We start from the raw sequence: 19,576 nt of genomic DNA on the forward strand, positions 1-19,576 counted from the left end.
GAGATGATGTTTAAACCAAACGGATGAATGCATATATATGGGATTGGAACTACAAACAAAGTTGCTGTTATGCGGCTTTGTTTGTTTTTTAGTTTTCCAGCATTCCGGATGAAACGGGTTCGTAGATGATAGAGGTAGGATAATGCAATAATTCAGTGAATTTGTATAGGAAGAGATCTGATAAAATGAATGAAAAGCTGGGAGGTAAAGCCATGAAAAAGCCGATGATTGGTGTACTGCCTTTATATGATACAGACAAAAAAAGTTACTGGATGCTTCCAGATTATATGAACGCCATAGAAGGAGCAGGTGGGATTCCAATTATGCTACCTTTGACAACGGATACCGAGATCATAGCAACGCTGGCTAATCAGTTCGATGGGTTCCTGTTCACCGGGGGACATGATCTCAATCCTGAGCTGTATCATGAGCATGCAGAGGTTACCTGTGGAGAGTTGTGTATTGAGCGCGATATGATGGAGTCGATATTATTACAAAAGGTAATTGAGCTTGATAAGCCTGCCTTTGGCATATGCCGTGGACTACAGCTATTTAACGTTATTTTGGGTGGAACGTTGTATCAAGACATTCCGACTAGTCTTCAACTTCATGTGAACAAGTTCGTTAATCATAAGCAAAGTCCGCCGTATACGAAACTAGTACATGATGTACATATAGAGCAAAATAATTTGCTTCATGATATCTTGCAAACAGATACGATAAAAGTTAACAGTTATCACCATCAGGGGATCAAGGTGTTGTCGGATAAGTTAACTGCCGTGGCAGTCGCTGAAGATGGACTCATCGAATCCGTGGTCATGCCGAACCGTTCATTTGTTTTGGCTGTGCAATGGCATCCAGAGTACAGCTATAAAGTAGATGACTATAGTCAAAAGTTATTTGCGGCGTTTGTTAATTCTTCTAAATCCTCGCGCTATAGTACACATATTGAAGACATCACCGCATAAATGTGGAGTAGAAAAAAAGACCTCCTGTTTATAAAAACAGAGGAGGTCTTTGTATTGGTGAATGTAGTCGTGATGAGTAAACGTGGTATTACCATTACGATTGTAGTGGAATGATTATTTTAATCCAGACTTCGTGTTGGTATGCTCTTCAGCATTCAGGGAAGCAATCAGCTTCTCACCTTCAACATCCAAGTTTGGCAGAATGCGATCCAGCCATTTCGGAAGTGCCCAAGCTTTGTCTCCAAAAATAGCCATGATGGCTGGGACCAAGCCCATGCGGATGATAAAAGCATCAATCAGAATGCCTACAGCCAAAGTGAAACCAATCTGCTTGATCATGACATCATCGGTGAATATAAATCCTGCAAATACAGAGACCATAATCACTGCTGCGGCAACAACCACGCGACTTACCTGATTGTATCCATGAACAACGGATTCGGTCCCGCGATGACCATGCACATAGGATTCCCGCATGGAGCTAACAAGGAAGACTTGATAGTCCATCGCGAGGCCATACAGGATACCTGTCACGATGATCGGCATGAAGCTCAGCAGCGGGCCGCCGGTATCGAAACCAAAGAGCGAATGCAGCCAGCCCCATTGGAATACAGCAGTGGTGATCCCGAATGTAGCCAGGATACTAAGCAGGAAGCCAATTGTTGCTTTGATGGGAACGATGATCGAACGGAATACGAGTAACAGGATGATCAGCGACAGCAGGATTATGATGCCTACATAAATAGGGAATACCTGCGCCAGTTTGGCTGACATATCGATGTTAACAGCTGTGAGTCCAGTAACTCCAAGTTTCACATCATAGGTCTGTGCGATGCTGGAATTAGCCGCGCGTAGATCAGTGACCAGTGTTTTAGTGAGATTATCGTTAGGACCCGTTTTTGGAATGAGACTGAAAATAGCTAAATCTTCTGTCATACCAAGCGGTGTGACTTGTGCAACGTTATTCTGACCTTGAAGTTCCATCACCAGACCACCCATGAGTTCCGGTGTAACTTTTGCGGAAGACTGATTAGGCTCTGCAACCAGAATAAGTGGTCCGTTAAACCCTTCCCCGAAGCCTTCGGAGATGGCATCATAGCTTTGTCTTGCAGTTGTATCCAGATTCGCTGAGGAAGCGCCAGGAATACCCATTTCCATTTTGGTAATCGGCGTCGCGGCAAAACCAAGAATGACGATGATGGCGATAATGGTGGCCCAACGATTTTTGATAACGAATTTCACCCATCTGTCCGCGACTCCGCGGCTAGTGGCTTTAGGATGTTTCGTGCTTTTCTCACGAGCTTTGGCGGAACAAATGCGTTCTCCTACCAATCCCAGTAAAGCAGGCAACAGGGTTAAAGCAACAAATACGTTGATGAGTACGGTGGCAGCTGCGACCAAAGCCATCGTAGACAAAAATGTGAGACCGATGACAAGCATACCGCACAGTGCAATAATGACGGTTAATCCGGCAAAAAATACTGCGCTGCCCGATGTACCAATGGCTCTGGCCGTTGCTTCTTTTGCGCTCAAGCCTTGATCAATGATCATTCGACGCTGGCGATTAACAATGAAGAGAGCATAATCGATTCCAACAGCCAATCCAACCATGAGAGCCAGGACGGAAGTAACACTAGGCATTTCGATGAATTTGGAGATGGAGAACGCACCACCAACTCCAATGGCAACTCCGAGGAGTGCGGTGATCAGAGGCAGACCTGCTGCAACAACGGAGCCAAGGGTGATCAGCAATACAATGACAGCAATCACCAATCCGACAATCTCAGCCGAGCCGACCCCAATCGATACCGTTTTGAGCGTTTCGCCCGGCAAGACCGTAATGTTGGTTCCTTGCTCTACCGTCATAACAGATTGAATAACGGAATCAAATACATCCTGTGTTATGGCAGACTGCTCGATTGTAAATTGGAACTGGAACAGTGCAATACTGCCGTCCGAAGAGATCAGCATACCAGGTACAGGAACACCATCGACCATCAAAGGTCCATAGGGAGGAGGCGTGGTTGTTGCGGATTGTGCCGTATCGGTAGCCTGAGCGTTCTGAGCCATTTCCGCCGAAGCACCCGAATTACCCGCTTCAGCTGCATAGTCCGCAGGATTAATGACTTTGTCTAATCCGTAAACTTCATTAACACCTTTCATCATGGCAGCCAAACGTTCAGGCGTATCCAAACGCTCGTTGTCCGGTGCCTTGAAGACAACACTTCCTTGACCGCCGGAGGCGGCTGGCAGTTCTTTTGCCAATTGATCCAGAACCTTCTGTGACTCTGTGCCTTCAATCTTCATTTCAGAACTGATGTGAATACCATTGATGCTGATCATGGAGATGACAATTCCCAGAATTAAAACCCAGCCAATGATGAAGGTTGCAGGTTTCCTAAAAGCGGTTTTCCCCACTCTGTATAATAATGTAGACATTTCTCTAATTTACACTCCTCTATGATGAATGTGGATGGTTGGCATGTTCGAATCCTGCCCGCAAATGATTAAATGTGGTTTCCAAAAATTGATCAAAGGTGATAGCACCGGGCTTGGTATCTTCAGTAATGACTTGTCCGGGCAGTAACACATTGAGTCTTCCATCAATTAATGGCAGTATTGTTCCATATAGTGCGTTGATCAAAAGATAAGTATAGATCTCGTCATACTTCCCGTTAGATAAGTCTAATAAGGTATCTTGTGCCTGCGTCTGCATCCGGTGCATGGCTCCAAGGTAATGCGGTTCTAGCACAGGATAAGTCTGGGATAGTGAGAGCAGCTGATGAAGTCTTCCTATTAGTTCTGTTGTAAGCTGCATCTTGATCAGGTTATACAGTACGTCGAGCAAGGAGACGTTGTCGGGCATTTCGGTAAGTAACTCTTCGAGTTCCGTTGTATTCTGAACGGATATCGCACCTCTTGCTACGGCTTCTTCTTTACATGTGAAGTAGTTTGCAAATGTTCTACGTGAACAACCCACCTGATGCACGATATCTTCGACCGTAAAGCCATCAAGCCCATGTTCAAGGGTAAGTTCAAATGCAGCACTAGCAAGTGCTTTTTCAGTTGCTTCTTTCTTCAAATGTCGCAAGTTTCGTTTGATCATTATTCTCCGCTTATGCGTTCACCTCCAACACCAATGACTATGGTTTTATTCTTTTAAGAAGAGCACACTTACTGAATATGCACTTTGTGAGGTTTATCATAACAAACAAGTTGCTCATTGTGCAAATTTACTCATTGTGCAAATATTTTATATGATATCTATACTACGAATCTATGCTTCAACTCCTGAGGAATGAATGTTAAAATCAATAGAAAAACTTGGGGCGATAACGAGATATGAGTAGTCGTAAACAAAGTTTATTGGAAACAGCACTTGCACTATTTTTAGAGCATAGTTTTGCAAATACAACAATCCAGATGATCTTGGATCAATCGGGTGTATCCAAAGGCACATTCTACAAATTCTTCAGTTCAAAAGAAGACTGTTTATATTCAATTATTGATCAGCGTATGCAAGAGGATGTTTTTATTCGCAAAGAGCTTGAACAAAATCACTATACATCTGATTATGACCTGCTCGTAGATCAGATTGCGATTCCTATGTCCGTACCTAATAAAGAGCGAGTGTGGGAATTATATTGGACGGGTTTTTATTCCGGGGAGATTAACTCAGCCAAACTAGCTACTGTTCACCTAAAATGGCTGTCTACACGCTTGATTCAGGTGTACGGGAACGACATTAGCTTATATGCCAACGAAGGGGCAATATTGTGCTATGGCATATTACATCAGATTGCCAACACATCAAGAAGTCTAAATACACCAAAACCGGTATGGAGCGAAGTGGTTCCAAAAGTACTAACGTACATTGAAGTGATCCTAAGAACAATGCATCAGAGAAATGAACATATTTTCGACTTTCAGTCTCTCAATTTCCTGAATGCCGATGAGCGTAACCATGATATGGGACTGGGTATTGATACTCTGTTGGAGGAATTGGAAGAGTTCAACAACCGTGTTCAAAAATCCAAGGAATCTGCATCATTAAAGCAACTTTCGAAGGGGCTTTTAGCGCTATTACAAGATCAAGAGGATTTAAATATTCCTGTAATTGAAGTGGTGCTTCAAGCGTTTCACAAAGAATACAAATCCAGTGCGTTTCAATCTGAAGCCAATAGAATGACCGAAGCCTGTTGGTGGTACTTGGAACTGGTGAAGCAACGGAATTAATATGGGGGTTGGCTCAAAGCCAACCTCTTTTTTTGCTTTTTTATGCCCCTAGTTTTTATTAATATACTATTAGTATATTAATAAAATGTTGTTATAACAGTTGTTTTATGTTGTTTAAACTATGATATTTGAAATTAAATATACGAGTAGTATATAATCGAAATGAACATATATTTCCATAGATTCGAATAACTTCACTTCGAAAGGAAGATTTATATGAATAACTCGAATAACCAGACATCAGAAAAAGTAGAATTTAATTTGTTTAGCGAAGAAAATAGTAAAGATCCATTTGCCATGTTTGCACAGATGCGTTCCAAAGGCTCCGTTGTTCCTATTCCTAATCCGATGGGTGGAGCAGGGCAAACTTGGATTGTAACTCGGATGGACGTTGCCATGGAAGTGCTGAAAGATCACTCTCGATTTACGGTAGATATGAACTCTATTGATAGTGGCAATGATATTCGAAAGAATCTATCAGGCGAGCTTGGTTCATCGGAACCCCAGACTTTTTTTACCGGAAAGTCGATGCTCTTTGTTGATGAACCGGATCACCGGAGACTGCGTAGCCTGGTTTCCAAAGCGTTCACGCCAAGATATATGGAAAGCCTGCGTCCACGCGTTCAGGAAATTGCGGATGAGTTGATTGACCAATTCGAAGGCAAAGGAGAGATGGATCTTGTAAAAGACTATGCCTATCCTTTCCCAATCAACGTTATTTCCGAGATGTTGGGTATACCTCAGGAAGACCGACCTCAGATCCATGTATGGTCTGAAGCCATTGCCAAAGGTCTTGGTTTTGGTAAACAGGACCCTGCCGTAGCGCAGCACTTGCGATCATTCGCAGAGTACACCTCACAGCTTGTGGCGAACAAACGATTAGAACCTTCAGATGACCTCATCAGTCAATTGATTGCGATTGAGGAGGAGGGTGATCGACTGAATGAAGATGAATTAATATCCATGATCACGTTATTGATATTTGCTGGACATGAGACAACTTCCAATCTGATTGCAACCGGCTCTTATCTTCTTCTGACCCATCCCGAACAACTGGAACAACTGAAACAAGATCTGAATCTGGTTCCTTCTGCGGTGGAGGAGTTGCTACGATATAACGGACCCGCCACTTCTTCAGGTCCTCGTTATGCAACACAGGACACGGAGTTGGATGGACAATTGATTCAAAAGGGAGATGTTGTGATTCCCCTTCTGAAATCAGCGAATCGGGACGAGCATCAGTTCACTGACCCCGAAGATTTGGATATCGAACGCAAAATAAAACGGCATTTGGCCTTTGGACACGGCATCCATATGTGTCTTGGCGCTCCCCTTGCTCGTGTAGAAGGGGACGTGGCGTTTACCACGCTTTTACGTCGGCTACCGGATATTCAACTCAGTATTCCTCAGGAAGAGATTCAGTGGCATTCTGCTTTGTCATCACAGGGATTGGCAGCATTGCCTGTGAAATTTTAATAGATAAACGTAGTACGACCCATTGGAGTATGACGAATTTTCGTCATACTCTTTATTGGTATAGATGATAGAATGGAATGAACAAGAAGCATTTCATGTGGTGAACATGCTTAATGTAAAAGATAAAGTGGGATACATAATTTTTGTGGTGGAGGTAAACCTTATGAATAAAGATGAACAATTCATGCATAAGCCATTGAAATTGCTCTGCAAGCTCGCAAAGAAGGAAACGAACCATTCGGAGCCATTCTGGTGAAAAACGGAGAGGTCGTCATGATTGGGGAAAATAAAATCAACACTTTTTGTGACCCTACGCATCATGCAGAAATTGGGCTTATCCGAAAGTATTGTACCGAACATCATGTGTTTGACCTGAGCGAATACACTCTGTATACGAGTTGTGAACCGTGTGTGATGTGTTCCGGTGCGATGGTTTGGTCGAATCTGGGGAGGCTGGTGTACAGTGTATCCCATGATCAATTAGCGGAAATTGCTGGTGGCAACATCATGATCGCGTGTGAAGAAGTATTTGACAAAAGTCCTCAAAAGCCTGAAGTAACAGGGGGTTTACTTAACACAGAGGGCTTAAAAGTATTCGAAGGATATCAATTTCATTCCTAGTCGTTATCCAGATAAAAAATTATTTTTGGATAATTGCTTGATTTTTTTTTCAACGTCTGATAGTGTAAGACCTGTGATTTTGGGAAGTTAATTTATCAATATGAATTAGAGCTTTCCAGCAGATAATTTTGACCACTTCACCAGGAAGTTAAGGCCATACGGACAGCCGGGTCAAACGCCGATTGGCAACTTACGTTGCTTTATTGATTGAGTTCAAAGCTCAAATTTTATAAGTTGGTTACTTTACAACCAGTGCAATTGCACATCAACTTGTGAAACGGTCAATAAGAGTGGTAAAGGCGAATTATTTGCTATATAGACTCTGATCCAATATTGATATACATGAAGGAGCTTTCCGCCAAAGGAGTTCTTGTGAACTTTTTTGGTCATGGAGACTTCACGTCTTTTTTATGATGTATATCGATAAGCAAGTGTGATGATGCGCGATTGCGAGCATTTTTCACCTTGCTTTTTTTGTTGTCTTGTTGTCACCGTATTAAACCAATTTTAAAAAATACATATTGGGATAGGAGAATGTAAAATGGGAAAAGCACTAATCATCGGCGCCGGCGGCGTTGCTTCCGTGGCAGTACACAAATGCGTTCAAAACAGCGAAGTTTTTGAGGAAATCTGCATCGCGAGTCGTACTAAATCCAAATGTGATGAACTCAAAGCCAAGCTGGACGGCGGAAAAACAAAAATTACAACAGCACAAGTTGATGCTGACAATGTCGACGAACTGATCGCTCTGATCAACGAAGTTAAACCGGATATCGTTATGAACCTTGCTTTGCCGTATCAAGATCTGACAATCATGGATGCTTGTCTTGCAACTAAAACAAATTACATGGACACAGCGAACTATGAGCCACATGATACAGCGAAGTTTGAATACAGCTGGCAATGGGATTACAAAGAGCGTTTTGAACAAGCAGGCATCACTGCATTGCTCGGTAGTGGATTTGACCCAGGTGTGACTGGCGTATTCTCCGCTTATGCCCTGAAGCACTACTTTGACGAAATTGAGTACATCGACATTCTGGACTGCAATGGCGGCGACCATGGCTATCCGTTCGCAACCAACTTCAACCCTGAGATCAACATTCGCGAAGTATCTGCGAACGGAAGATACTGGGAGAATGGTGAATGGATTGAAACAAAACCGATGGAAATCAAACGTGTCTACGACTTCAAAGAAGTTGGAGAGAAAGACATGTACCTGTTGTACCATGAGGAATTGGAATCTTTGGCAAAAAACATGCCAGGTCTGAAACGTATCCGTTTCTTCATGACATTTGGTCAAAGCTACCTGACTCACTTGAAAGCTCTTGAAAATGTAGGCATGACTTCAATCGAGCCTATTGAATATGAAGGTAAACAAATTATTCCACTGCAATTCCTGAAAGCAGTACTGCCGGATCCAGCATCCCTTGGACCACGTACTGTGGGTAAAACAAACATCGGTTGTATTTTCAAAGGCAAAAAAGATGGTCAAGACAAAACATATTATGTATACAATATCTGTGATCACCAAGAGTGTTACAAAGAAGTGGGTTCCCAAGCAATCTCGTACACAACAGGCGTTCCAGCTATGATCGGTGCAGCAATGGTCATGACAGGCAAATGGAACAAACCAGGCGTATATAATGTAGAAGAGTTCAACCCGGATCCATTCATGGAAGAGTTGAACAAATGGGGCCTCCCATGGGTAGAAGACTTCAACCCGGTACTCGTTGATGAGCTGCCAGAAGAAATTAAAGAATCGGAGCTTGTTCGTTAAAATGCGGTTTGAGCAATTACCGACACCATGTTTTGTTGTTGACGAGGCGCTTATTGAGAAAAACCTGCAAATCCTGAACGGTGTTATGCAGCGTACAGGTGCCAAAATCGTGCTGGCTCAAAAAGCATTCTCCATGACTGCGATGTATCCGCTGATTGGAGAATACCTGAGCGGTGCAACGGCGAGCGGTTTGTATGAAGCGCGTCTGGGCCATGAGGAAATGGGCAAAGAGAATCATGTCTTTGCTCCGGCATACCGCGCAGAAGAGATCGACGAGATTATCTCCATCTGCGATCACATTATTTTCAATTCTTTTTCACAGCTTGCAAAATTCAAGGATAAGGCGCTTCAGGCTGGCCGTAAGGTCGGCTTGCGCGTCAACCCTGAATGCTCTACCCAAGAAGGGCACGAGATCTACGATCCGTGTTCTCCGGGTTCGCGTTTTGGCGCGAAACTGGAGGATTTCGATGCAGACCTGTTGGAAGGCGTCTCCGGACTGCACTTCCACACACTGTGTCAGCAAAATTCAGATGATCTGGAGACTACGCTGAACGCAGTTGTTGAGAAGTTCGGACAATGGTTGCCGCAGATGGAATGGATCAACTTCGGTGGTGGGCACCATATCACACGTGAAGATTATGATATTCCAAGACTGGAAGCATGCATCAAGCGTATGCAGAACGACTATGGTCTGGAAGTATATCTGGAGCCGGGAGAAGCTGTTGCGCTGAATGCGGGTTATCTGGTGACTTCTGTGCTGGACTTCCATAAGAACGGTATGGACATTGCCATTCTGGATACTTCAGCTACATGCCATATGCCTGATGTGCTGGAAATGCCATATCGCCCGCCGCTGATCGGTTCGGGAGAAGTGGGTGAGAAGGCTCATCTGTATCGCTTAGGTGGACAAACCTGTCTGTCTGGTGACGTGATTGGGGATTATTCATTCGATCAGCCTTTGCAAGAAGGCGACCGTCTGGTATTCGAAGACATGGCGATTTACTCCATGGTGAAAACCAACACGTTCAACGGCATGCCGCTTCCAGCGATTGCAGTCAAAAGAAAAGACGGCGATTGCGAAGTTGTCCGTGAATTCGGATATCAGGATTTCAAAATGAGGCTGGCATAATTACTTCATTATATAGTAAACATTCAATTAAGAATTGAATATAAAGCATTGAATATAAATACAAAGAAGGGAACCTGGAGACAGGTTCCCTTTTTAACGTTAACTGATGTTTAACGATTACATTTAATGATGTTTATCATTGAGGTTAGATGAATGTTAACTGGTATTGAGCCGACTTAGCTTCGACTTCAGTTTTCGGGTTAATTTTGTGGTTTCGAGGCTGCTCTCGCAGCGTATGGAAAGATCGGTTCTCTTAGTTCAAAGTCATATGTTAACCCATCCACAATGCCCACTACACTCTCACTGTCATACAACTCCAGCAAAAATCCAGCCATTTGTTCCGCCGTATGGAACTTGGGAACCCTGCCTTCATATTCAAACTCATCTACATTAAAGGAATGTTTCGCAAATTCCGTCTCGGTTGCAGCCGGAGCGAGCACCTTGGCCTGCATCGCTGCGTTCTTACCTTTTAACTCTTGCGCAAGTCCTTCCGTAAAGGCACTAACATAGAACTTGGTTGCACAGTAGGTTACTGCATCGGCTACAATCGTATATCCACCACCAGAGGAGATATTAATGATCTGTGTGCCATCAACATTTGCATAATCACGTACATACAGGGAAGAAAGAATCGTAAGAGCTTCTATATTAAGATGAAGCATCTGCTCAATCTTTGGCAGGTGTTGTTCGCCAACGGAAGCGAAATTCCCGAATCCGGCGTTGTTGATCCAAGTCTCAATGGAATAAGCCTGAAGACTTTCATAGAATTCATGCACATTAGCGGCAATAGACAGATCCACTGTACGAATGACAACATCCAGATCTGGATTGATTTCAGCTACTTTTGCTTTTAATTTGTCCAATTCATCGGTTCTGCGTGCAGCCAGGATCATATTTTTGCCACGAGCTGCAAAAGCTAAAGCCGCTTCATATCCAATGCCTGAACTGGCACCGGTAATCACTGTATATTTCATGGGAATTCCTCCTGGATCTGATTTCATTTTTTATTGTGATGTGACCACGAGTTGATTATACTGATTAGAGCTTACTCTAAGTCAAGCGGGAAAATGGAGGGGAGGTTAACCATGCATACCATAGGTGAAGTGGCAGAATTACTCCATATCAGTGCACATACGTTGCGTTATTATGAGAAGGAACAGATTATAACTCCTTTCCGAGATGCCAGTGGAGACAGGCGATACAACGAGTCACACCTGAAGTGGCTACAATTTGTGATCAAATTAAAAGAGACTCAAATGCCCATTGCTATTATTAAGAAATATGCCTCCTTGTTTCAGGAAGGGGAGCATACGGCGGCGGATCGTTTAAAGCTGCTGGAGGAGCATAAAGAGTCGATTCAAAAACAGATGCACATACTTAACACAGCTGATGAGATGCTTGAGCATAAAATTTCGTCGTATCGAACGCTCATCGGACAATGAACTAACACACACAAATGACGATCTATTGCCAAAACAGTGATTTTTATTATAGACTGTTTTTTATCGGTTGTTCATCAAGGGGGAAATGCAATGCATCAAAACAGAAAACAAAAGTCAAACAAGTTAAAGATTCTCTCCAAAGTATTATTGATTATCATTGGGGGATTTATAACGGCATATGGTCTGGAAGCCATATTGATCCCGAATAATGTCTCAGATGGTGGTGTCACAGGTCTGAGTATCGTAGGATCACAGCTGTTCGGATTACCACTGGGGATGCTCATCGGGATTATTAACATTCCATTTGTGTGGCTCGGGTACAAGCAAATCGGAAAAAGCTTTGCGTTATATTCGATCATCGGTATTGCTTCACTGGCAATCAGTACGAGTCTGATGCACCATGTACCAACTATCATTGAAGGTGATACCTTGCTTGTTACGGTTGTCGGCGGGATTATTATCGGTTTTGGTATGGGACTTGCATTACGTAATGGTGGCGCATTGGATGGCATAGATATGCTGGCTGTACTCCTTTCGCGAAAAGTACCTTTTGGAACCAGTGATCTCATTCTGTTCCTCAACATGTTTGTATTTATTGTCGTTTCTACCGTGTTCGGTCTGCAAGGTGCGATCTTGTCAGGACTTGCGTATTTTATTGCTTCTAAAGTAATACATATTGTTGAAGAGGGCTTGAGCGGCTCCAAAACGTTTAAAATTATTACGAATCAACCTGAGATTATGGTTGAAACCATTCGAGACCGCTTAGGCCGTGGAGCAACGTATACTGAGGCTTACGGTGGCTACTCTAATGAGCAATTCAAGGAAATTACTTGTGTCATTAACCGGATGGAAGAGAGTAAAATTAAAGATATCATTCACGAAATTGACCCAACTGCTTTTGTAGTCGTATACGATGTAGCTGAAGTAAGAGGCGGAAATTTCAAAAAGAAAGATATTCACTAACATACAAAAACGCGCTGACAGGAGGAATACTCTTGCCAGCGCGTTTTTGTTTTACCTTGTTAAATAGTAATACTTTGTACTTCATGCATAAGCCCAGCTCACTTATGGAAAACTTCTGTAGTGCGAGTTAAATTGCATGACTTCAAGTATGTATGGGAGGTTAGCATAGTGACAAAGCAGGACCCGCAAGAGCTTTTGAAGCAAAAACACGAGCTGGATGAGCAAAAGAGACAGTTTACTAATTTTTCTCGAAATATTTCAGGCCATGGCGAGGTTGAAGCTGGTCAAGAGTTCAGTGTTGACCGGGTGCCAGATGATCAAAATCGTATGAAATCGGTTGAGAACAGACGCGGCGAAGTCTAAAACGTTACAACATAAGCCGATCCTTTCATGGATCGGCTTATTCAGTGAAGCATTGTGACAAACAGAACTATGTATTGTAGTTTGCACATACGAGAGGATATCGATGGTGGTCAATAGATGTAAAAGGTCGTATATTATTAATATGTGGATTGTGGGATTGAATATGGACCACATCGCAAAATGATAAACGATTTTACATAGAAGGACGGGAAAAAATGGACTTTAAACCGCTTGCTTCATTTATTGACCGCATGACATCCTGGCGCATTCCGTGGGCAGAGGTGCTGGTCATGCATCGAAATGATACCGTTTTCCATTATCGTAACGGTTACGCCAATCTGGAAGAGAAAACGCCCATCGGTGATGGAGCGATCTTCAATCTATACTCCATGACCAAAATCATGACCTGCGTGGCAGGGCTGCAACTGGTGGAGAAAGGTGAAATGCTGTTAAGCGACCCACTGTCCGATTATCTGCCAGAGTACGCTGAGATGACAGTTAAGAAAACGATGGCGAATGGCGAGATCCGACTGGAAAAGGCGACAAGAACCATTACAGTGCGAGATTTGTTCACCATGACAGCCGGGTTCTCGTATGACGTTGGTTGTCCAAGCATTCAAGAAGCTGTAAAAAGCACCAACGGAACATTGCCTACACGTGACTTCGCGAGAGCGCTTGCAAAAGAACCGTTGTTGTTTGAACCAGGGACACATTGGAATTACAGCATGTGCCATGATGTGCTGGGAGCCTTGGTGGAAGTGGTAAGTGGCAAAAGCTTTGGTACGTATCTCTGGGACGAAATCACCGGACCACTTGGTATGAACGATACAGCGTTTAATCTGAACGATGAGCAGCAGACACGCCTGATTCCGCAATATGCTTATAATGATGAGCTTGAGAAGGCTGTCCGTCTGGACGGCAACGGATTCCGGGTAGGGACAGAGTTGGAAAGCGGCGGTGCAGGATTGTTGTCAACCGTTAGTGACTATGCACTTTTCTTAAATGCACTTACTGGGCGTGGTACGAGTCCCGAAGGCGTCCGCATTTTGTCACAAGCTTCAGTGGAACTGATGCGAACGGATCACCTGAACGAGATGACTCGGGGTGATTATTCCTGGGATCATATGTATGGATACGGCTATGGATTGGGTGTTCGCACACATATCTCCAAAGCAGGAAGCGGCTCACTGAGTCCAATTGGCGAATTTGGATGGAGCGGCGCTGCTGGTTGTATGGCTATTATTGATCCGGATTCAGATCTTACAGTTATGTATGCCCAGCATTTGCTGAATAGCCAGGAGCCATACGTTCAACGACGCTTACGAAATGTCGTGTACTCCTGCCTGTAAATCATATCGTATTCGAAGTTACTTGAAGAGCCGCTGATCAGCGGCTTTTTTATGTTATATGGAAGGAAAACTATTGATTTAGATTGTTATATATTTCTTTATTAGATAGGGTATGTTATCATTCTTAGGAAAATAGTACTAGTAGGAGGATATGCCTATTGAACATGAACCTATATTAATTACATAGTTTGATCAAGATTACACGCTAGCAATTACTTGTTTGAATGTTGAGATTGTGCACGGTTTAAAATTAGAAAAACGCTACTAGATTTTTATTTTTTACTCAAAGGAGAGTCAACAATGATATACCCTAAGCACCAATCAAAATGGGCTTCTCTGGCCCTACTAACTTTAATCGGCTATGTTCTGAGCGCATTGCTTCTGCTTCCACCCAATGCTGCTGCCAAAGGAGAGAAAATCTCCGCCAAACAGCTCGAAAGTATGAGCCGGCTTTCATTTACGCTTCGTGATGCCAAACAAGCGGCTTACACCGTTTATATTTTCGCTTATGATGAACAGAAGAGCACGCTGACCGAAGAAAATGGTTGGACAAACAATAAAAAAGGCGACAAGAGTTATTCAGGCACGTATCGTGCAGCCTTGCTGAAAAAAGGTGCAGCATACGGAACAGTCCAAGCAGCAAAACTGGATCTGAATACGATTATTTTGCCGCAAACCTGGAACTTCGTTGTGAAAAGCAAAGAGGCTAGTACACCAGACATGCTGATGATTACCGATTGGGGAACTTCTAATTTTAATGAGGTGAAAACCTATATTGTTCGTTCCGGGGAATTGCGCCGTGTAACATATGTCGATAATAAGGGTAAAAAAATCGACGATTCCTACTCTGCAAGCAGAGATGATGGAATCCGTACTCTTTCAGGTGCCCGAGTACAGTTCAAAAATTACAACAACCTTCAATTCGTCTATGGAGTTAATACGTTTAAGTTGAATGTAAACAAATCGGAGTTGCGGTTGGAAGATACGCGTAACCTCCGTTCAAAAGCTTGGCCGAACTCGGGTGTTGGCGATCGCGCTTACCTGAAAAGCTTGAAGGAAGCTGCTTTAAAGGGTGCATTACCGGGCCGGACGGACATCAAGATTGGCATGACGCTTCAAAATGCGCAAAAAAAGCTGGGGAAACCAACCTCTCGTTCAAATGAGGAATGGGGAGCGGTCTATTATTATTCTAAATTCGGCGTCGGATTTGATTCATACATGCACGAGCTTACCAATAAATCACGTATTGCCGTTTTTGATTTGTACAATGAAAAGCAGAATCTGTCACCATGGAATGTGAAAATATGGATGGGGAAACCTTCCTCAGAGTATTACAATGAAGTCGTTGGTGGTTATGAGATGGTATACCAATTGGGTAATCACGCCATTGTATTCAATTATGAGGAAGAAGAGGACTTGATTGACTTTACGAGTATATATTAAGCTATACCATCGTAAGAAACAAAAGTGTATCGTATTCTTATTACAAAAAAAAGCCGCTAAATAGCGGCTTTTTTGATTTCCATGAGATGGACGGTAGTCTATTTTATTGGGGTATCATTAGAGCTTTGCACAGAACGTACACGATTGACTAAGTAAATGCCAACCGACACGAACAGTAATGCAGCCAGATTTTTCAGTTCCAAGATCGTTTCCCCCAGGAATAACGCCGATAACAATGCGCCAAACACAGGGATTAGGAAGTTGTAGACAGACACTCTTCCGACCTTGTTATACTTGAGAAGCATATTCCACAAACAAAATGCGACGGATGACAGCAAGGCCAGGTAGATCAAGTTACTGGTGGATTCCAAGGTGAAATGAGTAACCCGACCGCCGAGTGATAGACCTAACAGCGTAAGTACCAGTCCCCCAACAAACAGGCTGACCCCTGTTATGATCAGAACATCAATCGTAGCGGTGAGACGTTTTGCGTAAAGGGCCGTAACGGAAAAAACAAGTGCTGCTATAATAACAAACCCTTCGCCTGTGAATGAAAAGGAAAAAGCAAGCAGATCCGTATGGAAGTTTACGATGATTACACCAATGAATCCGAGCAAGCAGCCAACGATTTTATTTCTGCTTAATTTGTCGTTTTTATAGATGAAATGGGCCAGAACAACACTGAAAAAGGTTGTCGTTGCGTTCATAATGGAGCCTTTGACACCCGTCGTATTGGCTACGCCAACGTAGAAAAACATATATTGCAAACCGGTTTGCAATATACCTAACATGATAAGGCTTGTCCACTGCTTCCTGGACAATTGGAGCTTCTCTTTTCTAACGATACGAGACAGGAGCAAGAGCAGCAAGCCCGCCAGTGTAAATCGGTATCCGGCAAATACATACTTGGAAGCAATATCTTCCGGCAGAATGTTAAATGCGATATATCCAAGTTTGATGGACGGGTACGCACTTCCCCATAACAAGCAACACAGGCTTGCCACGAGCATGACAAAAATAGGATCACTAAACTTACTTGGTTTCTCAAGGGTATTTCTCTCTATCACTTTCGATCTTCTCCTCGCATTTCATGCACATATGTATGTACGAATCTAATTCTTCACTGACCATATCACATAACGCCAATGTTTGTAATGATAATTAATAAACCGCTCCCCAGGTGGTAAGATTATAAAGAAGGAACGGTTCATGAGGAGTCTATGTTATAGATTCCTTTCTAATAAAATCCCAACTTGTTCTGCGACAATGTGAGGTTGCCGAGGTAATCCATTCGTGAAATAGGATTCCACGATACCAACGATTGCTGTACCAAAGAACGTAAGAATAACTTCTTTCGTTAGTCCTTTATTTTTGCCCTCCTTTACATTCACCTCATCTTCTAGTTCTTCAATGACGAGAGCCAGGAAGCGATTGCGGAAAAAAGGGGCCCCTTTACTCTGTAACATAGCCGAGAAAAATGAATAGTGAACTTCAAAATAATCGAACCAAAGTACATTGCTTTTTATAAAATCCAGATCGGATGCTTCTTTGCACAATCTTCTTAGTTCATCAATATGTTCTTCAATTAATTTATCCAGCAAGTCAAATTTGTCCGAATAGTGATGGTATATCGTTCTGCGGCCGACATTTGCATGATCAGAGATATCTTGCATGGTAATGGTATCAAAAGGTTTGTCGTTCATGAGTTTGATAAAAGCGGATTTGATCGCTTCCTGAGACTTTAGTATTCTTCGATCTGTAATAGAAACGATAGTAATCACCATTCTTTCCAGAGAGTAATTGCACAAATTTTGTCTCCTTGCGCCATAAGGCACAGATCGGGTTCATTTGATCCTTGCAGAGGCAGTGCAATTATTTTATATTATACACGAATGTGCGATATCGCACGTATGTGTGTAATCATTTTTAGGTCAACATAGGAGCAGGACGCATTAATTAATAAAATCACATTGGAGGAAATGAAATGGCTAAACATGAAGAAGTTAAAGATGGAGTGATATTCCCGGTAGGAGAAAAAAACGAAGCATTTGCACAATATTTTGTAGGGCAAAGTTATCTCCAATCCTTGGTTGCTGATCCCAAAGTGAATGTGGGTGTTGGGAATGTAACGTTTGAACCGGGATGCAGAAATAACTGGCATATCCATCGCGGTGGATTTCAGCTGTTGTTAGTAACTGGTGGGGAAGGTTGGTATCAGGAAGAAGGAAAACCTGCTCAATTCCTAAAAGCCGGCGATGTTATTGTGACTCATGATGGTGTGAAACATTGGCATGGGGCCGCTAAAGATAGTTGGTTTGAACACATTGCGATCACTGCAGGCACACCGGAATGGTTGGAACCTGTTACAGATGAAGTATACGGGGAGTTATAAAATAAGCGGTGAAATGTAAACAGTAATGTGACTTAAAGTGAATACATGATGTAGAACGATATAGACTATGAAACTACGTTAACAGGCTGTTGAGATTCCTCAACAGCCTGTTTTTTTTATCTGTAATTGTAACCTTGACCTTAGCCGGATAGATCGTTGCTGTGCGGGGACCGTTTCAGTTGATTACCTGATTTCGCTTCAACAAACCCCATAATTGTTCCGCTACATCTTCAGATGACTGAGGCATATCATTCATAATCCACCATTCAATGATGCCGACAAAGGCAGACGCCATAAATTGAGTGATAAATTCTTGGTTATAGTGACTATTGTCACCTTCCATATTGATGTTAATCCTTATGTGCGTTGTCACGAGTTCCAACATCTGTTCACGAAACGCAGGAATTCCTTTGTTAGAGAGCATTGAAGCGTAAAAACGATGGTGCTCTTCGAAATATCGAATTACAGGTAGAAAAGAAGATTGAATAAGATCAACCGTTTCGCCATTCGCATTCGTAGTCGTCGTTGCGGAGATCATTTTGTTTAAGTTTTCTTTAATGCACTTGTTCAACAGATCATACTTATCACTGTAATGAAAGTATACCGTCCCCCGATTGATATTAGCTCGATCTGCTATTTCGTTAATTGTAATGTCCTCAAAATTTTTCTCGGCAATGAGAGAAAGAAAGGACTGGAAGATAGCTTGCTTCGTTTTGATGACTCTTCGATCGATTTTAATGTCCACTTGGTAACCTCCACCCCGAGATATCTAACACTTTGTGATTGAACGTTGGATATCGAACAAAAAGCGCCAGATTAACGATTGTAGTTATTTTTGTACTCTTTATAATAATCAATAAGCCATACTTATTCAACAAATGTTGGATAAAAAAATGCTATGGCTCACACGATACATCAAGGAGGACAAATATATGTTACTGAAAATTTTACAAGCAAAATCCGAATTGAGAGATTTGGTGGACTCGTATGCTACATTAACCGATGCCAAAAAAATTGCAGATCAGATGCTCTTATTCACACCGGATACACGATTCAAAGTATATTTTGGTGATCAACTGATGTCTGAAGTAACCGGAACCAAGCAGCTGGAAGAAGAGTTTAACGGCCATGTGGCACTCGTGAAACGCTATTTCACCACGAACGCACAGCATGTAGTGAACGTGGAAGGTGATACTGCAACAGGCATTGTATTTTCTCAGATCAAAATGGTTAGGGACGAAGAAGGCAAAGAAGTTCTCACCGATTATAGTGTTCAATATCATGATGTTTATGTTCGCCACGGCGAAAAGTGGTTGATACAGGAGCGCACTTCACAATATATCATCATCGAAGCAAGATCTCTGTAAGCATAATGATATACCCAAAATAATGCTTAAAGAAATGTCGAGGGCGT

General features: G+C 42.6%; 19 protein-coding genes. 13 read left to right on the forward strand and 6 right to left on the reverse strand.

Annotated features, from left to right (window positions below):
- Positions 1-212 precede the first annotated feature (212 nt).
- Positions 213-968 carry a gamma-glutamyl-gamma-aminobutyrate hydrolase family protein gene (locus tag V6669_RS14790; protein ID WP_338594658.1) on the forward strand — a complete coding sequence of 252 codons (756 nt, stop codon included), beginning with the start codon at positions 213-215 and terminating at the stop codon, positions 966-968.
- 114 nt (positions 969-1,082) lie between these two features.
- On the opposite strand, the gene V6669_RS14795 is transcribed toward V6669_RS14790, so the two are convergent.
- Both V6669_RS14795 and V6669_RS14800 read right to left on the reverse strand, forming a co-directional pair.
- Entirely contained in the window at positions 1,083-3,407 is a 2,325-nt protein-coding gene (locus V6669_RS14795) for an MMPL family transporter (protein ID WP_338594659.1), read from the reverse strand.
- Positions 3,408-3,426: 19 nt separating this feature from the next.
- A complete protein-coding gene (locus tag V6669_RS14800; RefSeq protein WP_338594661.1) occupies positions 3,427-4,074 on the reverse strand; it encodes a TetR/AcrR family transcriptional regulator in 648 nt (215 codons plus the stop codon).
- 236 nt (positions 4,075-4,310) lie between these two features.
- Here V6669_RS14800 and V6669_RS14805 point away from each other — a divergent pair, with 236 nt between their 5' ends.
- From V6669_RS14805 to nspC, 5 genes are all read left to right on the forward strand, one after another.
- Positions 4,311-5,204, forward strand: a complete 894-nt coding sequence (locus V6669_RS14805) for a TetR/AcrR family transcriptional regulator (protein WP_338594662.1) — start codon at positions 4,311-4,313, stop codon at positions 5,202-5,204.
- Between the two features lie 216 nt (positions 5,205-5,420).
- On the forward strand, positions 5,421-6,680 hold the full coding sequence (locus tag V6669_RS14810) for a cytochrome P450 (RefSeq protein ID WP_074095035.1): 1,260 nt from the start codon (positions 5,421-5,423) through the stop codon (positions 6,678-6,680).
- 252 nt (positions 6,681-6,932) lie between these two features.
- Positions 6,933-7,301, forward strand: a complete 369-nt coding sequence (locus V6669_RS14815; protein ID WP_338594665.1) for a nucleoside deaminase — start codon at positions 6,933-6,935, stop codon at positions 7,299-7,301.
- Positions 7,302-7,842: 541 nt separating this feature from the next.
- Positions 7,843-9,081 carry a saccharopine dehydrogenase family protein gene (locus tag V6669_RS14820; protein ID WP_338594667.1) on the forward strand — a complete coding sequence of 413 codons (1,239 nt, stop codon included), beginning with the start codon at positions 7,843-7,845 and terminating at the stop codon, positions 9,079-9,081.
- 1 nt (position 9,082) lies between these two features.
- Entirely contained in the window at positions 9,083-10,210 is a 1,128-nt protein-coding gene (gene nspC / locus V6669_RS14825) for a carboxynorspermidine decarboxylase (RefSeq protein ID WP_036670896.1), read from the forward strand.
- A gap of 200 nt (positions 10,211-10,410) precedes the next feature.
- Here the strand turns inward: nspC and V6669_RS14830 are convergent, their stop codons facing one another.
- Positions 10,411-11,184, reverse strand: coding sequence for an SDR family NAD(P)-dependent oxidoreductase (locus tag V6669_RS14830; protein ID WP_307412863.1), 774 nt, complete (start codon positions 11,182-11,184; stop codon positions 10,411-10,413).
- Between the two features lie 111 nt (positions 11,185-11,295).
- Between V6669_RS14830 and V6669_RS14835 the strand changes: the two genes are divergently transcribed.
- From V6669_RS14835 to V6669_RS14855, 5 genes are all read left to right on the forward strand, one after another.
- Positions 11,296-11,652 (forward strand): MerR family transcriptional regulator, encoded by a 357-nt coding sequence (locus tag V6669_RS14835; RefSeq protein ID WP_338594670.1) that lies wholly within the window; start codon positions 11,296-11,298, stop codon positions 11,650-11,652.
- Positions 11,653-11,742: 90 nt separating this feature from the next.
- Positions 11,743-12,615: a YitT family protein gene (locus tag V6669_RS14840; RefSeq protein ID WP_036670902.1), complete on the forward strand. Its 873-nt coding sequence runs from the start codon at positions 11,743-11,745 to the stop codon at positions 12,613-12,615.
- Positions 12,616-12,783: 168 nt separating this feature from the next.
- Complete coding sequence (locus V6669_RS14845; RefSeq protein ID WP_017688524.1) at positions 12,784-12,978, forward strand: hypothetical protein; 195 nt, start codon at positions 12,784-12,786, stop codon at positions 12,976-12,978.
- A 215-nt stretch (positions 12,979-13,193) separates the two neighbouring features.
- Complete coding sequence (locus tag V6669_RS14850; protein ID WP_338594674.1) at positions 13,194-14,327, forward strand: serine hydrolase domain-containing protein; 1,134 nt, start codon at positions 13,194-13,196, stop codon at positions 14,325-14,327.
- A 300-nt stretch (positions 14,328-14,627) separates the two neighbouring features.
- Entirely contained in the window at positions 14,628-15,770 is a 1,143-nt protein-coding gene (locus tag V6669_RS14855; RefSeq protein ID WP_338594676.1) for a DUF4309 domain-containing protein, read from the forward strand.
- Positions 15,771-15,868: 98 nt separating this feature from the next.
- Here V6669_RS14855 and V6669_RS14860 read toward each other — a convergent pair whose 3' ends face one another.
- Entirely contained in the window at positions 15,869-16,837 is a 969-nt protein-coding gene (locus tag V6669_RS14860; RefSeq protein WP_156946115.1) for a DMT family transporter, read from the reverse strand.
- Positions 16,838-16,993: 156 nt separating this feature from the next.
- Complete coding sequence (locus V6669_RS14865) at positions 16,994-17,554, reverse strand: TetR/AcrR family transcriptional regulator (protein ID WP_338594952.1); 561 nt, start codon at positions 17,552-17,554, stop codon at positions 16,994-16,996.
- Between the two features lie 200 nt (positions 17,555-17,754).
- Between V6669_RS14865 and V6669_RS14870 the strand changes: the two genes are divergently transcribed.
- Complete coding sequence (locus V6669_RS14870; RefSeq protein ID WP_338594678.1) at positions 17,755-18,162, forward strand: cupin domain-containing protein; 408 nt, start codon at positions 17,755-17,757, stop codon at positions 18,160-18,162.
- Between the two features lie 175 nt (positions 18,163-18,337).
- Here V6669_RS14870 and V6669_RS14875 read toward each other — a convergent pair whose 3' ends face one another.
- Positions 18,338-18,907: a TetR/AcrR family transcriptional regulator gene (locus tag V6669_RS14875; protein WP_338594679.1), complete on the reverse strand. Its 570-nt coding sequence runs from the start codon at positions 18,905-18,907 to the stop codon at positions 18,338-18,340.
- A 187-nt stretch (positions 18,908-19,094) separates the two neighbouring features.
- Between V6669_RS14875 and V6669_RS14880 the strand changes: the two genes are divergently transcribed.
- On the forward strand, positions 19,095-19,529 hold the full coding sequence (locus tag V6669_RS14880; protein ID WP_338594682.1) for a nuclear transport factor 2 family protein: 435 nt from the start codon (positions 19,095-19,097) through the stop codon (positions 19,527-19,529).
- The last annotated feature ends 47 nt before the right edge of the window (positions 19,530-19,576 follow it).

This window comes from Paenibacillus sp. Y5S-9, assembly GCF_036894235.1.
GTDB lineage: Bacteria > Bacillota > Bacilli > Paenibacillales > Paenibacillaceae > Paenibacillus.

Bases quoted from the DNA above. Each gene is read 5' to 3' on its own strand.
- V6669_RS14790 (WP_338594658.1), top strand. From the start codon at position 213: ATGAAAAAGCCGATGATTGGTGTACTGCCTTTATATGATACAGACAAA.
- V6669_RS14795 (WP_338594659.1), bottom strand. From the start codon at position 3,407: ATGTCTACATTATTATACAGAGTGGGGAAAACCGCTTTTAGGAAACCT.
- V6669_RS14800 (WP_338594661.1), bottom strand. From the start codon at position 4,074: ATGATCAAACGAAACTTGCGACATTTGAAGAAAGAAGCAACTGAAAAA.
- V6669_RS14805 (WP_338594662.1), top strand. From the start codon at position 4,311: ATGAGTAGTCGTAAACAAAGTTTATTGGAAACAGCACTTGCACTATTT.
- V6669_RS14810 (WP_074095035.1), top strand. From the start codon at position 5,421: ATGAATAACTCGAATAACCAGACATCAGAAAAAGTAGAATTTAATTTG.
- V6669_RS14820 (WP_338594667.1), top strand. From the start codon at position 7,843: ATGGGAAAAGCACTAATCATCGGCGCCGGCGGCGTTGCTTCCGTGGCA.
- nspC (WP_036670896.1), top strand. From the start codon at position 9,083: ATGCGGTTTGAGCAATTACCGACACCATGTTTTGTTGTTGACGAGGCG.
- V6669_RS14830 (WP_307412863.1), bottom strand. From the start codon at position 11,184: ATGAAATATACAGTGATTACCGGTGCCAGTTCAGGCATTGGATATGAA.
- V6669_RS14835 (WP_338594670.1), top strand. From the start codon at position 11,296: ATGCATACCATAGGTGAAGTGGCAGAATTACTCCATATCAGTGCACAT.
- V6669_RS14840 (WP_036670902.1), top strand. From the start codon at position 11,743: ATGCATCAAAACAGAAAACAAAAGTCAAACAAGTTAAAGATTCTCTCC.
- V6669_RS14850 (WP_338594674.1), top strand. From the start codon at position 13,194: ATGGACTTTAAACCGCTTGCTTCATTTATTGACCGCATGACATCCTGG.
- V6669_RS14855 (WP_338594676.1), top strand. From the start codon at position 14,628: ATGATATACCCTAAGCACCAATCAAAATGGGCTTCTCTGGCCCTACTA.
- V6669_RS14865 (WP_338594952.1), bottom strand. From the start codon at position 17,554: ATGGTGATTACTATCGTTTCTATTACAGATCGAAGAATACTAAAGTCT.
- V6669_RS14870 (WP_338594678.1), top strand. From the start codon at position 17,755: ATGGCTAAACATGAAGAAGTTAAAGATGGAGTGATATTCCCGGTAGGA.
- V6669_RS14880 (WP_338594682.1), top strand. From the start codon at position 19,095: ATGTTACTGAAAATTTTACAAGCAAAATCCGAATTGAGAGATTTGGTG.